The organism is Fusobacterium massiliense, assembly GCF_900095705.1.
GTDB lineage: Bacteria > Fusobacteriota > Fusobacteriia > Fusobacteriales > Fusobacteriaceae > Fusobacterium > Fusobacterium massiliense.
Genome location: NZ_LT608327.1, coordinates 520,378 through 536,858 on the forward strand (window position 1 = coordinate 520,378; position 16,481 = coordinate 536,858).

Here is a 16,481-nt window from a genome sequence, read left to right on the forward strand (position 1 = left end):
GGACTAAAACATACAGAAAGGACTAATATCTCATGATTAAAGAAATGCTATCCATAGCAGATTTATCACAAATCTTAAATTTTATCAAGCCTTTTTTAACTCACAACCATTTGGAGTACATTAAAACCTCTATCAATAAGTTTATGCTTTGTCGCGATACTAAAGCTGGTTTCATTAAATATACTTGTACTGAGTGTGGGCATTATCATACTATTCCTATTACCTGTAAATCTAGACTTTGTCCTTCTTGTGGATTTAAATATTCTGCTACTTGGACACAAAAGATGACTAATGATATTCTTAATGTTTCTCATAGACATATTCTTTTTACTATTCCTGAAGAGTTAAGACCTTTTTTCTTTTACGATAGAAACTTACTTTCTAAACTAGCTACTGCTGTCAATGAAACCATGGAATATCAATTTCATAATCTCTACAAGAAAAATAATAGAAAAAATAACCTTCCTAAATCTTCTTCAGATTATTTCACTAACTCTGATATCCTTCACTATGGACTTATCACTGTTATTCATACTTTTACTTTTGGTAGAGATTTAAAATGGAATCCTCATATTCATGCGCTTGTTTCTCTTGGCGGATTTACTAAAAATTTTACTTTTAAAAAATTAGACTACTTCCATGTACCTTCTATTGCTGGACAATGAAAGTATCATGTACTTGATATTGTTAAAAATGGTAATTATCCTAATCCTAAAATTAAAAATTTAGCACTAAAAACTGTTTCTAAACTATATAAAGAAAACAAAAGATTTTTCTTTAATGTAGGCTCTTGTAATGTTAATTCTCCTAAAGGAATTATAAAATATTTAGGAAAATATCTCGCTCGTGCACCTATTGCTGAATACAAAATTATCAATTACGACAATAAAAAAGTTACCTTTTTCTTTAATGATTTAGCTGATAATAAAAAGAAAAAATATGTAACTATGGATATAGATAAATTTGTTCAACAAGTTCTTATTCATTTACCACCCAAAAATTTTAAGATGATTAATAGATTCGTTTTTTATGGGCGCAATATCACAACAAAGTTAAAAGATACAATTAAAAAGTACAAAAAAAGATTTTCTAAATCTGAATATTCTTTTTTTGTAAAACAATCTATTGAAACATTTGATGTACACCCTTTTATGTGTCCTCACTGTAAAATTATGATGGATAAACAAGAAATCTATGTAAGCGCTAATTGGTATGGTCGAACCATACATAAAATTTATTTCTAATACTTCTCTAATGACCATTTTCATTAGAGCTTTTTGTCGTGCAATTTTTTTAATTATTTTAAATATTTCTATAAATATTATCTTTTTACTTAAACCGATATCTTCACATTTCTTTTTTTATTTGACCTCTTTAAATTTATACTTTCCTATAGATTAAAAAAAGATTATTATTTATTTTATTTTTCACAAAATAATTAATAATCTTTCTCCAATTTATTTAATTTATTTTTTCTTTTATTTTCTTCTATTTACTAAGTATACAAATACATCACTTTCTTTTAAAGCAGTAGCAGAAATTCTTGCTTCTCCTTTAAAATTTAAAACTTTTTTAGGTTGTAACACATGTGTTTCTTCTTCATTTAAATAAACTTCAACTTCTCCATCAACAACTGTAAAAAATATTTCTTGTCCTGGATGATCATGAGGTTGAATTTTTTGTCCAGCTTCTAAATGTAAATGTACAACCATCAAATCATCTGAATTAAATACTGGTCCATATTCTTTTATTTCTTTTCCTAACATAGTAACACTCCTTTTATTTTTATTGTTTACAAAAATTATAAACTTTTATTTAAAAAGTGTCAACTTATTTTTGTAAAAAAGCACTTAGTTAAATAACTAAATGCTTTTTTTATCCCAATATATTTATAAAATTTTAGTCTAAATTTTCGTCAACAGAAATTTTAGATTTTTGATGTGTTAAATCATAAAAATTTACTTTTTCTAAATTATTTAAAAAGTTATTTTCTATTTTTTCTAAAGCTTCAAATATAACAGAACAACTAGTTTGTCCTGCTAAACAAGCCTTATCTTTTATAATAATTTCTGTTTCTATCGTTTCAACAGCATCTTTTAAAGTAATTTCTTTAGGATCTCTATTTAATTTATATCCTCCATTTGCTCCTTTAAATATTTTTAAAAGACCTTTCTTTTCCATTTTCTTTAGTACTCTTATACTAAATAAGTGAGGAATATTCTCATTTTCTGCTATTTCAGTTGATGTTACAACTCTATCTTTACCTTGCAATGATAAGTAGTTTAAAATTCTAAATACATACTCTATTTCATTTTTTAATTTCATTCTTTATCTCTCCCTTTTATTTTATTCGAAAACTTCCTTTGCATTTGTCACTTCATATCCAAGAGAAACTTTTATAGCAACTATAGCTACTTCAAGTTCACTTAAATCTGGTTCTCTAGTTGTAATTTTTTGTAAAGCTAAACCTGGTAATGAGATTAATTTTATAAATGGATTATTTAAATGACAACTACTATATTTTTGTAATTCATAAGATAAACTAGCTATCACTGGCATAAGAACAACTCTCAATACAACTTTTGATAAGAACTTTGCAAATATGCTTGTTGGTATAGGTAATAAAAAATCTATTACTGAAAATACAATTATTGCAATAAACATAACTATAAACAAGAAACTTGTTCCACATCTTGGATGTAATGTTGTAAATTTCTTTGCATTTTCTGGAGTTAATTCCATATCATTTTCATAAGCATAAATTGATTTATGTTCTGCTCCATGATATTCAAATACTCTTCCTACTTCTTTGGAAAAAGATATTGCCCAAATATAACCTATAAAAATTATTAATCTTAAAAATGCTTCAAACAAATTAGCATACATTCTATTATCAGAAAACAAAAAATTCCCTAATACAGAAGGTAAAACTATAAATATTCCTATCCCTAATCCTAAAGAAAAAATAGTTGTCATAACTGCTTCTTTATCACTTAATTTTTCTTCTTCCTCTCCTGATTGGTTTGCTGAGAATGTTAATTCTTTGACTCCTATTACAAGAGATTCAAATAACATCAAAACTCCTCTTATAAAAGGCTTTTTCAAAAATTCATTATTTTTTCCTATTAATTTTGTTTTTTTATAGACTATCTCTCCTGAAGGTCTTCTAACAGCAGTAGCTAAAAATTCACTACCCCTCATCATTACTCCTTCTATAACAGCTTGTCCTCCTATTGATGGTTTATTCATATATCACTCCTTCTCTATGTTATTTTATTAGTTTTAAAATAACAAAAGTTATATCATCTGATTGTTCATAATCTTTTCTGAAACTTTCTATTTCTGATAAAATTACATCTTTAATTTCTTCTGCAGAAAGCTCCTTAACTCGATATAATATTTCTTTTAATCTTTCTATTCCAAATAATTCTCTTTTACTATTTTCACATTCTATTATACCATCTGTATAAAAAACTACAATATCTCCGTTTGTAAGTTCAACATTATTTTCTTTATACAAATAATTATCTATAAATCCTATTGCTACTCCCTTAGTTCCTAATAATTCTACTTTATCTTCATTCTTCTTATAAACTAATAAAGGATTATGTCCAGCACTAGAATATGTCATAATTGATGTTTCCATATCAAACTTTGCATTCATCATAGTTATAAACATATCTTCCGTTATATCGTTATATATAATTTTATTAAATAAATTTAATTCTTTAGATGGTCCAATATTTGATACATAATTTATAGTTTTTAACATTGATCTTGATAGTGCCATTAAGAAAGCAGCTGGTATCCCTTTCCCACTAACATCAGCAATAGTAATAGATAAATTATTATTTCTTATAGAATAATCATAATAATCTCCCCCTATTTCTTTTGCCGGAGAAAAATAAGTTGATATATCTACATTTTCAATCTTTCTCAAAGTTTTTGGTAAAATTTGTTTTTGAATTGTGGAAGCTAGTTCCAACTCTTTAGAAATTCTTTCTTTTTCTAATAAATATTTATAAGTTGATGCATTGTCTATTGAAATTGAGGCCTGTATTCCTAATGCTGAAATCATCTCATTATTTATATCTAAAATCTGATCCGTATTTTGAATTAAGAAAATAACCCCTAAGTGTTTTTCTTTTACTTTTAACGGAACTATTATTACTTTTTCTCCATTTAGTATAAATATTTTTCTTGAAACATCATAATAAATTTTATTGTAATCAGAATTTGTAAACTTTTCTAATAATTCTTTTGAATATTCCAGTGGATGAATAGGACTTATATTACCTTTTACTTTTTTTGTTATCAACTTTCCATCTTCCCACAAACAAATTGCAACTCTTGTTGTTGTAGTAAGAATAAAAAAGGCATCAGCTATTGTTTCTACTATTCTATCAACATTAAACATCGATAGAGCCATTTTTGATATGTGATTCAAACTTGATAAATTTTTAACTCTTTTTTCGAGCATGTTATTTGTATATTCAAGTTGAGATGTTTTTGATACTAAAGTATTGTAGGTAGTATCCAATTCTTTTCTATACTCTTTTAATTCATTCAATGAGTTATTTAGTTCATTTTCTTGTTTTATTACTTTTTCTAAAGTTTCTATATACTCAGTTTTGATGTTATCCGGAAGTTTTTCTAATCTTTCTTTATTTTTAAGTCCAGATATGATTTTTAATTCTTCATTAGTATAATGATTTACCATTCTTTTTATATATACATATGTAAAAAATATATATATTAAAAAGGCTATAATCATATAAAAAGCGATAATCATACTGTGTCCTCCATGAAATTACCTTTTTAAACTTTTCATTACATTATATCATAAATCCAGTAATTTAAAATCTTTTTTTTATGTTCTCAGCTATTTTCTCTGGAACGATTTCTTTCAATTCTTCAAAAGTAGCATTTTTTATTCCCTTTACAGAGCCAAACCTTTTTAATAAAGCCGTTCTTCTTACTTCTCCAATACCTTCTATTTTATCTAACTCTGATGAAATAATTCTTTTGCTTCTAAGTTTTCTATGAAAAGTTATTCCGAATCTATGTGCTTCATCTCTGACCCTTTGAAATATTTTTAACGCTTCCATATCCTTGCTTAAACTATACGGAACACTTTCTCCATATTTATATATTTCTTCATCCCTTTTTGCTAAACTCAAAAGTTCACTTAAATGAATTTTTCCCAGTCTTTCTAAAATTTCTCCAGCAGAATTTATTTGTCCTAATCCACCATCTATTAATATTACATCAGGAAAATCTTTATCTGGAAGTTTTGAATATCTTCTTTCTATTACTTCTCTCATCATAGAAAAATCATCGGGTGTATCTTTACATTTGATTTTAAATTTTCTATATTCCTTTTTTGCCGCTTTTCCCTCAATAGAAACACTCATAGAAGCAACAGCATCTTTACCTTGAATATTAGAAATATCAAAACATTCTATTTTTCTAGGGTATCTTCTTAATTCTAATATGTCATGTAAATCTTTTATTCCTTTTTCAATAGTTTCTTTTTTAGAATAAAAAATCTCTATATCTCTTTCCAAATTTTTATAAGCCATTTCTAATAAATCTTTTCTTCTGCTTTTTATTTTTGGAAAATAAAATTCTTTTTTTTGCTTATTTTCAATAGAGATTGCTTTTACAACATTTTCTAATTCTCTTTCATATTTTTCATCTAAAACTAAACTTTTTGGTAACATATGTTTTGAATAATATGTCATAAATATTGCTTCATAAATATTATCGTATACCTTATCTTTCAATTCTATTGAAGTCGACATCTTTCCTAAGATTTTTCCATCTCTCATATTTAAAACACAAATAAATACTTTATCTAACATTTTTTTAAATACAAAAATATCTTCGTCTAGTTCTCTTTCGTACTGAATAATTTGTGAATTATCTATATTTTTTAGCTCTTTTATTTGTTCTCTATATACAATAGATTTTTCAAAGTTCATTTGTTCTGCCGTATCTAGCATAAGTTTATTTAATTTATTTATAAGTTCTTTTGTATTCCCTCTTAAGACTTCTCTTAAATTATTAATCTCATTATTATATTCCTCTTTTATATCCTTATATACACAAGGTCCTGTACAACTTTTCATATAATACTTCAAGCAAGGTCTTGGAGAAATTTTTTTCATATCCCTATTACAATCTCTTATTTTAAAAAGTTTCATAAATGTTTCTTTTAATTTCCATACACCAAAAGGGTAGGGTCCAAAATATTCTCCATTTTTTAAATCTAGTGCCCTAGTTGTTCTCACAATTTTTATACTAGGAAAATCTTCTTTACTAATTTTTATAAAAGGATAAGTTTTTTCATCTTTTAAAAGAATATTATATTTTGGAGAATATTTTTTTATTAAATTATTTTCTAACAATAAAGCATCTAATTCTGAATTAGTTAAAAAAAACTCTATATCTTCTACATTTCTAACAAGCTCATTAGTCTTTTCATTTTCATGAACTCTATTAAAATATGAAGTTACCCTATTTTTTAGATTTTTTGCCTTTCCAACATAGATAACTTTATTATTTTTTTTCATCAAATATACTCCAGGTGATTCCGGAATATTAATTTTACCAATGTCCAAATTCATTCTCCCTGTGACTTGTATAAATATTTACATTTTCTAATTTTGATAAATCCTGAGCCAATCTATTTACAAAACTTACAGATCTATGTTGACCTCCACTACAACCTATTGAAATAGTTAAATGTTTTTTCCCTTCTTTTATATAATTTGGAATTAAAAAATCCAAAAAAGGAAGTAATTTATCATAAAAATCATTGCTTTCTTTTTGAGAAAATACGTATTCTTGTACTTCTTTATCAAGTCCACTCTTACTTCTTAATTCTTTAATATAATAAGGGTTAGGAATAAATCTTACATCAAACATTAAATCACTATCTAAAGGTATTCCATATTTATAACCAAAAGATTGAATATGAATATTCATACTTATTTTTAAATTAAAATCTTTTTTACTTTTAATAAATTCTTTTATTCTTTTTTCTAAGTCTATTGCTTTGATACTTGTTGTATCTATTACCAAGTTAGCAATATCTCTGATAGGCTTAATAATTTCTTCTTCTTTTTTTATACTTTCAACAAGAGTATTTTCTTTTAAAGGGTGAGCTCTTCTACTTAAATTATATCTTCCTAATATAACTCCTTCTTGTGCTTCAAGATAAATTATATTCGTTTTTATTGAAGAATTTCTTAAAAAATTAATAAATTGAAAAAAATCTTCAGTCTTTTTAAAAGTTCTAATATCAATCCCAACTGCTAGATTTTCTATATCGGTTTTTATTAAAGATTTTTCAAAACCCAATGGTAGATTATCAATAGTATAGAAATTCATATCTTCTAAAATATTTAATGCTGTAGTTTTTCCAGCCCCACTTAAACCAGTTACTATTATTATATGTTTATTCATATTTTTACCTCATGAAATAAAAAATTATAAAATCTTCTAGTCATTTAAATTTTAGCTCATATATAGGCCTATTAGATTATATATTTATATTTTAAGAACTTATATTTTACTTAGCCACATTTCCTGCTACATTCATAATATCCCAAGTTGTTGCAAATGGAGGAGCATATAAGAAATCCATATTTGCTAATTCTGATATTGTCATTTTATTTTGAATTACTACTGCAAGAGCATCCATTCTAAGAGCAGCTCCTCTTTTTCCCGCTATTTGAGCTCCTAAAATTACTTTTGTCTCTGCATGATATATCAGTTTCAAATAAACATCTTCTTGTCCAGGATAGTAATCAGCATGGTCTACTCCTTCAACAAAAACTGTCTTATAATTAATATTATTTGCTTTAGCTTCTTCTTCTGTTATACCTGTTCTTGCAGCTTCAAATTCTAATACTTTTATTGCTGCTGAACCTAATGTGCCTATAAACTTTTTATTATTTCCAGTTATATTTTCTCCTATTAATCTTCCTAATTTATTTGCAGTAGTTGCTAAAGGTATATATACATTTTTGTCTAATACAGTATGATAAACAGTTGCACAATCTCCTGCTGAATATACATTATCTATATTTGTTCTTCCGTATCTATCTATTTCTATTGCTCCATTAGCAAACAATTTAATATCAGTATTTTCTAAAAAATCTGTGTTAGGTTTTACTCCTGTTGCAACGATAACTAAATTTGCAACATATTCTTTCTTAGAAGTCTTCACTCCTATGACTTTATTTTCAAAAGTCATAATCTCTAAAGGGCTTTCGTTTAGATGTAATGATACTTTTTTATGTTCATTTATATGATTTTCTAAAATATCAGTAATTTCTTTGTCAAAAGTTTTATTTAATATTCTATCTGAATGTTGGAAAATTCTAACATTTTTTCCTAATTTTGAAGCTGCTTCTGCAATTTCAACTCCTATATATCCTGCTCCAATTATAATTATGTTTTCATTTTCTTTTTTCATGATTTCTTTTTTTACTATTAATCCATCTTGAAAAGATTTTAAATTATAAACACCATCAGCTTCAATGTTTTTTATATTTTTTGGATTAGTAGCTCTTGCTCCTGTTGTAATAACAAGTTCATCATAAAAATCTTCAAAAACTTCATTTTTTACTAAATCTTTTACAAGAAGCTTTTTATTCTTAAAATCGACTTTTTCAACTTTATGTTTTAATTTTACATTTATTCCCTCTTTTAAAAATTCTTCATAAGTTCTAGCTATCATTGTTGAGCTATCTTCATAAAAATTTCCAACATAATAAGGTAAGCCACAAGCTCCCCATGAAATATCTTCCGTCATTTCATAGACAGTTATATCTAAACTCTTATCTAATCTTTTTGCCTTTGATGCTGCACTCATTCCGGCAGCAACTCCACCAATAATTATTATTCTTTTATTCATAATTAATTCCCTTCTCTCTACTTTTTAGTTTTATATTAAATAAAGTCTCTTGACAGCCGTATGAGTTCTACGAGCTCAATAAACATAGGCTCTTCGAACTAATACGGACGCCAGAGACTAACTTTTATTATTTAAATTTATACTTTCCTATAGAGTAAAAAAATAGTATAATCTAATTTTTAAATTATACTATTTATTATTTGTTTTGTAAAGTTTTCTTATCACAGGTAAAATGAAATTTTTAAGCTCATTATTTTGATTTTTTTAAAATTTTTGCAATATACTTTCCAGTATAACTTTTTTTAGACTTTGCAATTTCTTCAGGTGTTCCTCTTGCAACAACTGTTCCTCCATTTTCCCCACCATCAATTCCTATATCAATTATATAGTCAGCAGTTTTTATAACATCTAGATTGTGTTCAATAATTATTACTGTATTTCCTTTTTCTAAAAGTCGATTTAATACCTCTAATAATTTTTTAATATCTTGAAAATGTAAACCTGTTGTTGGCTCATCTAAAATATAAATAGTGTTTCCTTTGCTCATCTTTGAAAGCTCTGTTGCAAGTTTAATTCTTTGTGCTTCTCCACCAGATAAAGTTGTTGCAGGTTGCCCCAATTTTATATAGTCTAAACCTACATCTATTAAAACTTTTAATTTTCTTTCTAGTGAAGGAATATTTTTAAAAAATTCATAGGCTTCAAGCACACTCATTTCTAATACATCGTAAATATTTTTTCCTTTATAATAAACATCTAAAGTTTCTTTATTATATCTTTTACCCTTACATACTTCACACTCAACATAAACATCTGGTAAAAAATTCATTTCTATTTTTAGTATTCCTGCTCCCTGACAAGCCTCACATCTTCCACCTTTTACATTAAAAGAAAATCTTCCTTTTTGAAAGCCGTGCATCTTTGCATCTTGAGTTTCAGCAAATATGTCTCTTATATCATCAAAAAGTTTTGTATATGTTGCAGGATTTGATCTTGGTGTTCTACCTATTGGAGTTTGATCTATATTTATAACTTTTTCTACTTGCTCAAGTCCCTCTATTTTTTTGTATTCTAAAGGATATAGCTTTCCTTTATTCAGTTCATTAAACAAAATTGGATATAGAGTTGAATTGACTAATGAAGATTTACCACTTCCACTTACTCCAGTTACAACAGTCATAACTTCTAAAGGAAATTCTACATCAATATTTTTTAAATTATTTCCTTTAGCACCATAAAGTTTTATAGATTTAGTCCATTCTCTTCTAGTTTTTGGGATTTCTATTTTTTCTTTTCCACTTAAAAATTTACCAGTAACAGAATTTTTATCTTTCATAATTTCTTTTGGTGTTCCAAAAGCCACAACATATCCACCAAAAGTTCCAGCTCCCGGACCTATATCTAAAATCTTATCAGCTTGTATCATAGTATCTTCATCGTGCTCAACAACTATTAATGTATTTCCTAATTCTTTTAATCTATTAAGTGTTGCTAATAATTTATCATTATCTTTTTGATGTAAGCCTATACTTGGTTCATCTAAAACATAAAGTACCCCTGTAAGACCTGAACCTATTTGAGTTGCAAGACGTATTCTTTGTGATTCCCCACCTGATAAGGTTTTAGTTTCTCTTGAAAGTGTTAAATAATCTAAACCTACATTAGTCATAAAAGTTAGTCTTTCTCTAATTTCTTTTAGAATTTCTTTAGCAATTTTTTCTTGCTTTTCAGTTAAGTTTAAATTCATAAAGAAAGATAATGAATTTTTTATACTCATATCACAAATTTCCATTATATTTTTTTGATTAATAGTTACAGCTAAAACTTCCCCTTTTAACCTTTTCCCACCACAAACTTTACAAAGTTTTTCTACCATATACTTATTTTCTATTTCTTCTTTTTGAGCCTCTGAAAAACTTTCATAGTATCTTCTTTCAAGATTTTTTATTGCTCCTTCATAATCTTTATAGCCATGAAAATCAAATTCTCCTCCTGTGTAGTCAAATTTAAACTTTTTTTCATAGCCATAAAATATTATGTCTTTTTCTCTCTTAGTTAAATTTTTCACAGGTTTTGTAAGATCAATTTTTGCATCGTTTGCCATAGCCTTAAATATTTCCCAACTGTATCCCTTTCTAGCCATAGCTCCTGGAATATATATTCCACCTTCTTCAATAGATAATTCAATATTTTCAATTAGTTTATTTTCATCAACTTCTAATTTTTTACCTAGACCTTTACACTCTGAACAAGCTCCATAAGGTGCATTAAATGAAAATAGTCTTGGATTTAATTCCGGTATACTTACTTCTTCATGATTAGGACAAGAATAATTTTCACTATATAAAAAATCTTCTTTACCATCGTTTACAACTAATTTTCCATTAGATAATTCAACAGCAGTTTCTATGGATTGACTAAGTCTACTTTCAAAGTCTTTATCATTTTTTTTCAAAACTAATCTATCTACAACAGCCTCTATATTATGTTTTTTATTTTTGTCTAAAGTGATTTCATCTTCTAAATATAGAATTTCTCCATTTACTCTAGCTCTAACAAAACCTTTTTTAAATAAATTTAAAAATATATTTTTATGTACTCCCTTTTTATCTTTTACAACTGGTGCAAGTAATATAATTTTACTTCCTTCTTCAAATTTTGATAAAATGCTTTCAACTATTTCATCAATACTTTGTTTGTCTACAGCAGTATGACAAATTGGACAGTGAGCAGTACCTATGTGAGCAAATAAAAGTCTCAAATAATCATAAACTTCCGTTATTGTCCCAACTGTTGAACGAGGATTTCTATTTGTAGTCTTTTGTTCTATTGAAATTGCTGGAGATAGACCTTCTATACTATCAACTTCAGGTTTATTCATTTGACCAATAAATTGTCTTGCATATGCTGATAAACTTTCAACATACCTTCTCTGACCTTCAGAATAGATGGTATCAAAAGCTAATGAAGATTTTCCACTTCCACTTACTCCAGTTATTACAATAAATTCGTTTTTGGGCAATTCTATATCTATATTTTTCAAATTATGTTGCCTTGCTCCCTTTATAGTAATTTTATCTATCATTCCTTAATCCTTTCTTTTAAAATTTAAAACTTTCTCTTTATCTTCTTTACTAACCCTCAATGATTCTCTAATTTTTTGAATAGTTTTATTAATAGTCCATTTATCTAAATTTGTTTTTTTCAAAAACTTGTATGTTTCTTTTTTAAATTTTATAAAACACATTGATAAAAGCCATGCTTTAGCCATTTTTACATAATACTCTTCGCTTTTTATGTCTTCACAAATCTTAAAAATTTTATCTATGTTCTCATTATCAATATAAAAATCAAGTAACATTACTAAAACAAATCTTTGTTCCCACATATTTTCTGAATTTATTTTCGTACACAAATATTTATAAAATTCTTCTTTATTGTTAGCTATAAATTTAAAACTTGAAGGAGCTAAATCACAAATTGCCCAATTATCAATAATAGAAATATAAAAATTTATCTTCTTTAATTTTTCTTCAAATTCTTCTTTATATGAACCTAAAACTAAAGTATAAATAGCTTTTTCTTCATAATATTCTATTTTATTTTCAGAAAATAATTTTTCAAAAATTTTCAAAAAATTCTCTGCTGAATTTTTAGTTATCACTTTTGAAATTTTTCTCAAAACTTGACTTCTTATTCCTATTATATCTGTAGTTGTTGGAACTACAATTTTCAAGTTAAACTCCCTATACTTTGTATCTTTAAGTGTTCCAAGAAAATTTAAAAAATTTTCATAATCTCTCTCTGTTTCAATTTTTATATTTTCGATATCCATTCTTTCCTCTATTACCATACATTATGAGCATGACTTGTAAATCCAGAAGATGTAGAAAAATATTTTGCATCAATAGGTTGTCCATCATAAGTTAATATTTCATCTTCTGTTTCTTTTATAGCTTTTGTTGCATCATCATTTTCTACTTGATTGTTATAAACTTGACTTTCTACTGTATCTTTTATATGAAAACCATCTTTTGAATATTTTCCTTTCAATATATCACTAACAGCATAAGTACGAGCTGCAACAGCTTGAACTTTTAAAGCTTCTACTCCAAAGCTTCTAGGCATTTCACTAGGAACTACTTGTAATAAATATTTTTCTATATCTAAAGTATTTATTACTCTTAAATTTTGACCATTTGGACTCAATGTCAAAATTCCTCTGTATTTAGGACTTATTGTATGTCCTTTTTTTATAGGACTTATAGTTGTATATTCTCCCTCAGTAGCAAAATTTAAAGGTTTACTTGTTGTCATAACTTTTCCATTTTCTAAAACTAAATTTACAATTCCAGATATACTTTTCACTTCAACTTTTTCATTTTCTCCAACAGTTATATCAAAATCATCATTATAAATTCTTAGTTTTCTATCTGAAAATAAAGTTAGTCTGCTATGTTCTAAACTACCAGCACTTGTTATTCCGACTTTTATTTGTTTTTTGTCTCCTAATATATCAGCAACTTCTCCTAATTTTGCATTATAATAATATCTACTTAATATTTTTTTGTAATCTAATCCATCTTTTACTAATGTTGAAGCTGCATATTGAGACATTCCAACTCCATGACCATAGCCTCCACCATAAATATTTATGTAATCTCCATCAAATTCCAAAGCTAAATATGCTGAAGGTAATGATACTACATTAGGAACTATTGGTTTAGCTGAATATTCCCCTTCTGTTCCCTTTGCCCCATAAAGTGCAGTATTTGTAGATAACAATTTTCTTACATTAAATTCTTTTGCAATCAAAAATTTATTTTGGTCTGTTACTACTAAAAAATGTGTAATTATTCCTGATTCTCCTCTTGCAGCCACTATAATATCTTTTACATTTCCTATATTTTTTAAAGGAACTTGTTTCCACTCATCTCCTACTAAAGTCATTACATTCTTAGGATTATTTTTATACATACTTATTAGTCTATCTGGGATTTTACTAAATAATTCTCTTTTACCAATTCTTGTTTTCCATCTCCAATATGCAGAATTATCTCCATGACCTCTTAAATTTAGATTTTTAAAATATTTTAAAGCTTTAGCTTCATTATATTCTTCAAACACATCAAAATCTTCTTGTTTATTATCATTTATAGGAACTAAATATGGAATTTCACTCCCAAAAGTATTTTGAGGTATAGGTAATTTTAATTCTTTAAAGGCCGAATTTTTTAACTTTATTTTTTCTCTAACTTTTCTATTTTCATTTATTTTTATTTCCTTTATATCATTTCCTTTTACATTTTTTCCACTATAAACTTTTACATTTCCATTTGAACAAGATATCAAAAGTAATGCTGATACTAATACTAATCCTAGTTTCTTTTTCATTTTTTTCCCTTTCCATTACATTTATTAATCTATTTTTATTTTATTTTCTTCTATATATTTTATTGCTGCTTGTAAATCTTCAATAGTGTCTACTCCTATAAGTCCATGAGGAGTTTCTAAAACTTTTATCTTATACCCATTTTCTAAAACTCTAAGTTGTTCTAAAGACTCTGTTTCCTCTAAAGGAGTGCTTTTCATTTGTGAGTACTCAATTACAAAACTTCTTTTATATCCATATATACCAATATGCTTATAATAATTAGCTTTTTCTTCTTTTCTTGGATAAGGTATTACAGACCTTGAAAAATATATTGCAAAATCATTTTTATCACATACAACTTTTACATTATTTGGATTTTCAATTTCGTCTTTATTCTCTATTTTATGTTTTAAAGTAGCCATAACTAAGCTGTTATCCTTGTTAAAGCTATCTATCAAAGAATCTATCATTTCATGTTTTATAAGAGGTTCATCTCCTTGAATATTAATCACTACATTAAAATCTGACATTTTTTGACAAACTTCTGCTATTCTTGCTGTTCCATTTTCATGATTTTTATCCGTCATTATAGCTTGACCACCAAATCTTATAACTTCATTAAAAATTCTTTCATCATCTGTTGCAACTACAAGTTGATCAAGTTTTGATTTTTTAGCTCTTTTATACACCCATTCAATCATAGTATGCCCACATATATCTTTTAAAGGTTTCCCTTCAAGTCTAGTTGAAGAATATCTAGCTGGAATTACTCCTAAAAATTTCATATTTTACCTCCATTTTAAACTTATTTTACATATCAATCAAAATCTTGTATAATGTAAAATAAAAAATAAAATAATACTATTAATATTTTATTATAACAAAATATAAGGAGGTGTTCAATATATGGAAATTTATTTTGTTAGACATGGTCAAACAATTTGGAATACAGAAAAAAGATTTCAAGGTTTTTCTGATTCTCCATTAACAGAACTTGGAATAGAACAGGCTAAACTTTTAGGTAAAAAATTAGAAAATATCGAATTTGATAAATTTTATTCTAGTCCTTTAAAAAGAGCTTACGATACTGCTAATTATATAAAAGGAAATAGAGCACAAGAAGTTGAAATTTTTGAAGATTTTAAAGAAATTTCAATGGGTAAAATGGAAGGAATGCAACATGATGAATTTAAAAAATTACATCCTCAACAATTAAAAGACTTCTTTTTTGACCAAGCTCACTACGATCCAACTCCTTACAATGGAGAAAGTTTTATTGAACTAAGTGAAAGATTAAGAAAAGGATTAGAAAAATTTGTTGAATTAAATAAGAATTATAAAAGAATTTTAGTTGTAAGTCATGGTGCAGCTTTAAAAACTTTATTACATTATATAAAAGGTGAAGGTATTGAAACTTTGAGTGAGGAAGATATACCTAAAAACACAAGTTATACTATTGTTAACTATGACGGTAAAAATTTTAAAATAACTGATTTTTCAAATACAAGTCATTTGGAAAATTTATAAATAAAATAAAAAAGGAGGTTTAGCTGATACTAAATTTATATACTCTTTAAACTTATAAAAATTTATCGTGTATATATTTTAATATCTGACTTAATCATGAATATTGTTTTATATCAACCTGAAATTCCATATAACACTGGAAATATAGGAAGAAGTTGTGTTCTTACTAATACAACTCTTCATTTAATTAAACCCTTAGGTTTTTCTCTAGATGAAAAACAAGTAAAAAGAGCTGGTATGGATTACTGGCATTTAGTAGATTTAAAAATTTGGGGATCATTTGAAGAATTTTTAGAAGCTAACCCAAATATTAGATTATTTTATGCAACGACAAAAACTAAACAAAAATATTCTGATGTCAAATACGAAAAAAATGATTTTATTATGTTTGGTCCAGAATCAAGAGGTATTCCAGAAGAAATTTTAAACAAAAATCCTGAAAGATGTATTACTATTCCCATGATACCTATGGGAAGATCTCTTAATCTTTCTAATTCATCTGCTATTATATTATATGAAGCATATAGACAATTAGGATTTGAATTTTAAAATCTATAACTATATTAGGGCTTAAATCAAGTTTTTTATTCTATAGAAAAATATATAAATAAACATTAAAAATTAGTCTCTGACGTCCGTATTAGTTCGAAGAGT

At 26.2% G+C, this 16,481-nt stretch carries 13 protein-coding genes and 1 pseudogene; 3 read left to right on the top strand and 11 right to left on the bottom strand.

The window, feature by feature from the left end; translation table 11 throughout:
• The first annotated feature begins 44 nt into the window (after window positions 1-44).
• Window positions 45-1,244 (top strand): annotated as a pseudogene (locus BQ2505_RS09040) (IS91 family transposase).
• A 234-nt stretch (window positions 1,245-1,478) separates the two neighbouring features.
• Here the strand turns inward: BQ2505_RS09040 and BQ2505_RS06820 are convergent.
• The 11 genes from BQ2505_RS06820 to kdsB all read right to left on the bottom strand — a co-directional run bounded on the left by BQ2505_RS06820 (window position 1,479) and on the right by kdsB (window position 15,085).
• The gene (locus tag BQ2505_RS06820) at window positions 1,479-1,766 is read right to left on the bottom strand and encodes a cupin domain-containing protein (protein ID WP_074017014.1); all 288 of its coding nucleotides are present in this window, start codon (window positions 1,764-1,766) and stop codon (window positions 1,479-1,481) included.
• A gap of 133 nt (window positions 1,767-1,899) precedes the next feature.
• Window positions 1,900-2,325, bottom strand: a complete 426-nt coding sequence (locus BQ2505_RS06825; protein ID WP_074017015.1) for an Rrf2 family transcriptional regulator — start codon at window positions 2,323-2,325, stop codon at window positions 1,900-1,902.
• 21 nt (window positions 2,326-2,346) lie between these two features.
• Window positions 2,347-3,249, bottom strand: coding sequence for a DUF1385 domain-containing protein (locus BQ2505_RS06830; protein ID WP_074017016.1), 903 nt, complete (start codon window positions 3,247-3,249; stop codon window positions 2,347-2,349).
• 19 nt (window positions 3,250-3,268) lie between these two features.
• A complete protein-coding gene (locus tag BQ2505_RS06835; protein WP_074017017.1) occupies window positions 3,269-4,792 on the bottom strand; it encodes a PP2C family protein-serine/threonine phosphatase in 1,524 nt (507 codons plus the stop codon).
• 64 nt (window positions 4,793-4,856) lie between these two features.
• Window positions 4,857-6,623, bottom strand: a complete 1,767-nt coding sequence (gene uvrC / locus BQ2505_RS06840) for an excinuclease ABC subunit UvrC (protein ID WP_074017018.1) — start codon at window positions 6,621-6,623, stop codon at window positions 4,857-4,859.
• Window positions 6,610-7,470: an RNase adapter RapZ gene (gene rapZ / locus BQ2505_RS06845; RefSeq protein WP_074017019.1), complete on the bottom strand. Its 861-nt coding sequence runs from the start codon at window positions 7,468-7,470 to the stop codon at window positions 6,610-6,612. The genes uvrC and rapZ overlap by 14 nt, the downstream gene beginning before the upstream one ends.
• A 106-nt stretch (window positions 7,471-7,576) precedes the next feature.
• Window positions 7,577-8,926 (bottom strand): CoA-disulfide reductase, encoded by a 1,350-nt coding sequence (locus BQ2505_RS06850; RefSeq protein WP_074017020.1) that lies wholly within the window; start codon window positions 8,924-8,926, stop codon window positions 7,577-7,579.
• Window positions 8,927-9,176: 250 nt separating this feature from the next.
• The gene (gene uvrA, locus BQ2505_RS06855; protein ID WP_074017021.1) at window positions 9,177-12,011 is read right to left on the bottom strand and encodes an excinuclease ABC subunit UvrA; all 2,835 of its coding nucleotides are present in this window, start codon (window positions 12,009-12,011) and stop codon (window positions 9,177-9,179) included.
• A 3-nt stretch (window positions 12,012-12,014) separates the two neighbouring features.
• The gene (locus BQ2505_RS06860) at window positions 12,015-12,761 is read right to left on the bottom strand and encodes a DNA alkylation repair protein (RefSeq protein WP_074017022.1); all 747 of its coding nucleotides are present in this window, start codon (window positions 12,759-12,761) and stop codon (window positions 12,015-12,017) included.
• A gap of 11 nt (window positions 12,762-12,772) precedes the next feature.
• Window positions 12,773-14,320: a SpoIID/LytB domain-containing protein gene (locus tag BQ2505_RS06865; RefSeq protein ID WP_074017023.1), complete on the bottom strand. Its 1,548-nt coding sequence runs from the start codon at window positions 14,318-14,320 to the stop codon at window positions 12,773-12,775.
• A 24-nt stretch (window positions 14,321-14,344) separates the two neighbouring features.
• Window positions 14,345-15,085 carry a 3-deoxy-manno-octulosonate cytidylyltransferase gene (kdsB, locus tag BQ2505_RS06870; protein WP_074017024.1) on the bottom strand — a complete coding sequence of 247 codons (741 nt, stop codon included), beginning with the start codon at window positions 15,083-15,085 and terminating at the stop codon, window positions 14,345-14,347.
• A 121-nt stretch (window positions 15,086-15,206) separates the two neighbouring features.
• Between kdsB and BQ2505_RS06875 the strand changes: the two genes are divergently transcribed.
• Together BQ2505_RS06875 and BQ2505_RS06880 are read left to right on the top strand one after the other, a co-directional pair.
• Complete coding sequence (locus BQ2505_RS06875) at window positions 15,207-15,827, top strand: histidine phosphatase family protein (protein WP_074017025.1); 621 nt, start codon at window positions 15,207-15,209, stop codon at window positions 15,825-15,827.
• Between the two features lie 96 nt (window positions 15,828-15,923).
• On the top strand, window positions 15,924-16,376 hold the full coding sequence (locus BQ2505_RS06880) for a tRNA (cytidine(34)-2'-O)-methyltransferase (protein ID WP_074017026.1): 453 nt from the start codon (window positions 15,924-15,926) through the stop codon (window positions 16,374-16,376).
• The last annotated feature ends 105 nt before the right edge of the window (window positions 16,377-16,481 follow it).

Excerpts from the sequence above, each read along its gene's own strand:
- rapZ (WP_074017019.1), bottom strand. The coding sequence starts at position 7,470 with ATGAATAAACATATAATAATAGTAACTGGTTTAAGTGGGGCTGGAAAA.
- BQ2505_RS06825 (WP_074017015.1), bottom strand. The coding sequence starts at position 2,325 with ATGAAATTAAAAAATGAAATAGAGTATGTATTTAGAATTTTAAACTAC.
- uvrA (WP_074017021.1), bottom strand. The coding sequence starts at position 12,011 with ATGATAGATAAAATTACTATAAAGGGAGCAAGGCAACATAATTTGAAA.
- BQ2505_RS06865 (WP_074017023.1), bottom strand. The coding sequence starts at position 14,320 with ATGAAAAAGAAACTAGGATTAGTATTAGTATCAGCATTACTTTTGATA.
- BQ2505_RS06820 (WP_074017014.1), bottom strand. The coding sequence starts at position 1,766 with ATGTTAGGAAAAGAAATAAAAGAATATGGACCAGTATTTAATTCAGAT.
- BQ2505_RS06880 (WP_074017026.1), top strand. The coding sequence starts at position 15,924 with ATGAATATTGTTTTATATCAACCTGAAATTCCATATAACACTGGAAAT.
- BQ2505_RS06835 (WP_074017017.1), bottom strand. The coding sequence starts at position 4,792 with ATGATTATCGCTTTTTATATGATTATAGCCTTTTTAATATATATATTT.
- BQ2505_RS06860 (WP_074017022.1), bottom strand. The coding sequence starts at position 12,761 with ATGGATATCGAAAATATAAAAATTGAAACAGAGAGAGATTATGAAAAT.
- BQ2505_RS06875 (WP_074017025.1), top strand. The coding sequence starts at position 15,207 with ATGGAAATTTATTTTGTTAGACATGGTCAAACAATTTGGAATACAGAA.
- BQ2505_RS06850 (WP_074017020.1), bottom strand. The coding sequence starts at position 8,926 with ATGAATAAAAGAATAATAATTATTGGTGGAGTTGCTGCCGGAATGAGT.
- BQ2505_RS06830 (WP_074017016.1), bottom strand. The coding sequence starts at position 3,249 with ATGAATAAACCATCAATAGGAGGACAAGCTGTTATAGAAGGAGTAATG.
- kdsB (WP_074017024.1), bottom strand. The coding sequence starts at position 15,085 with ATGAAATTTTTAGGAGTAATTCCAGCTAGATATTCTTCAACTAGACTT.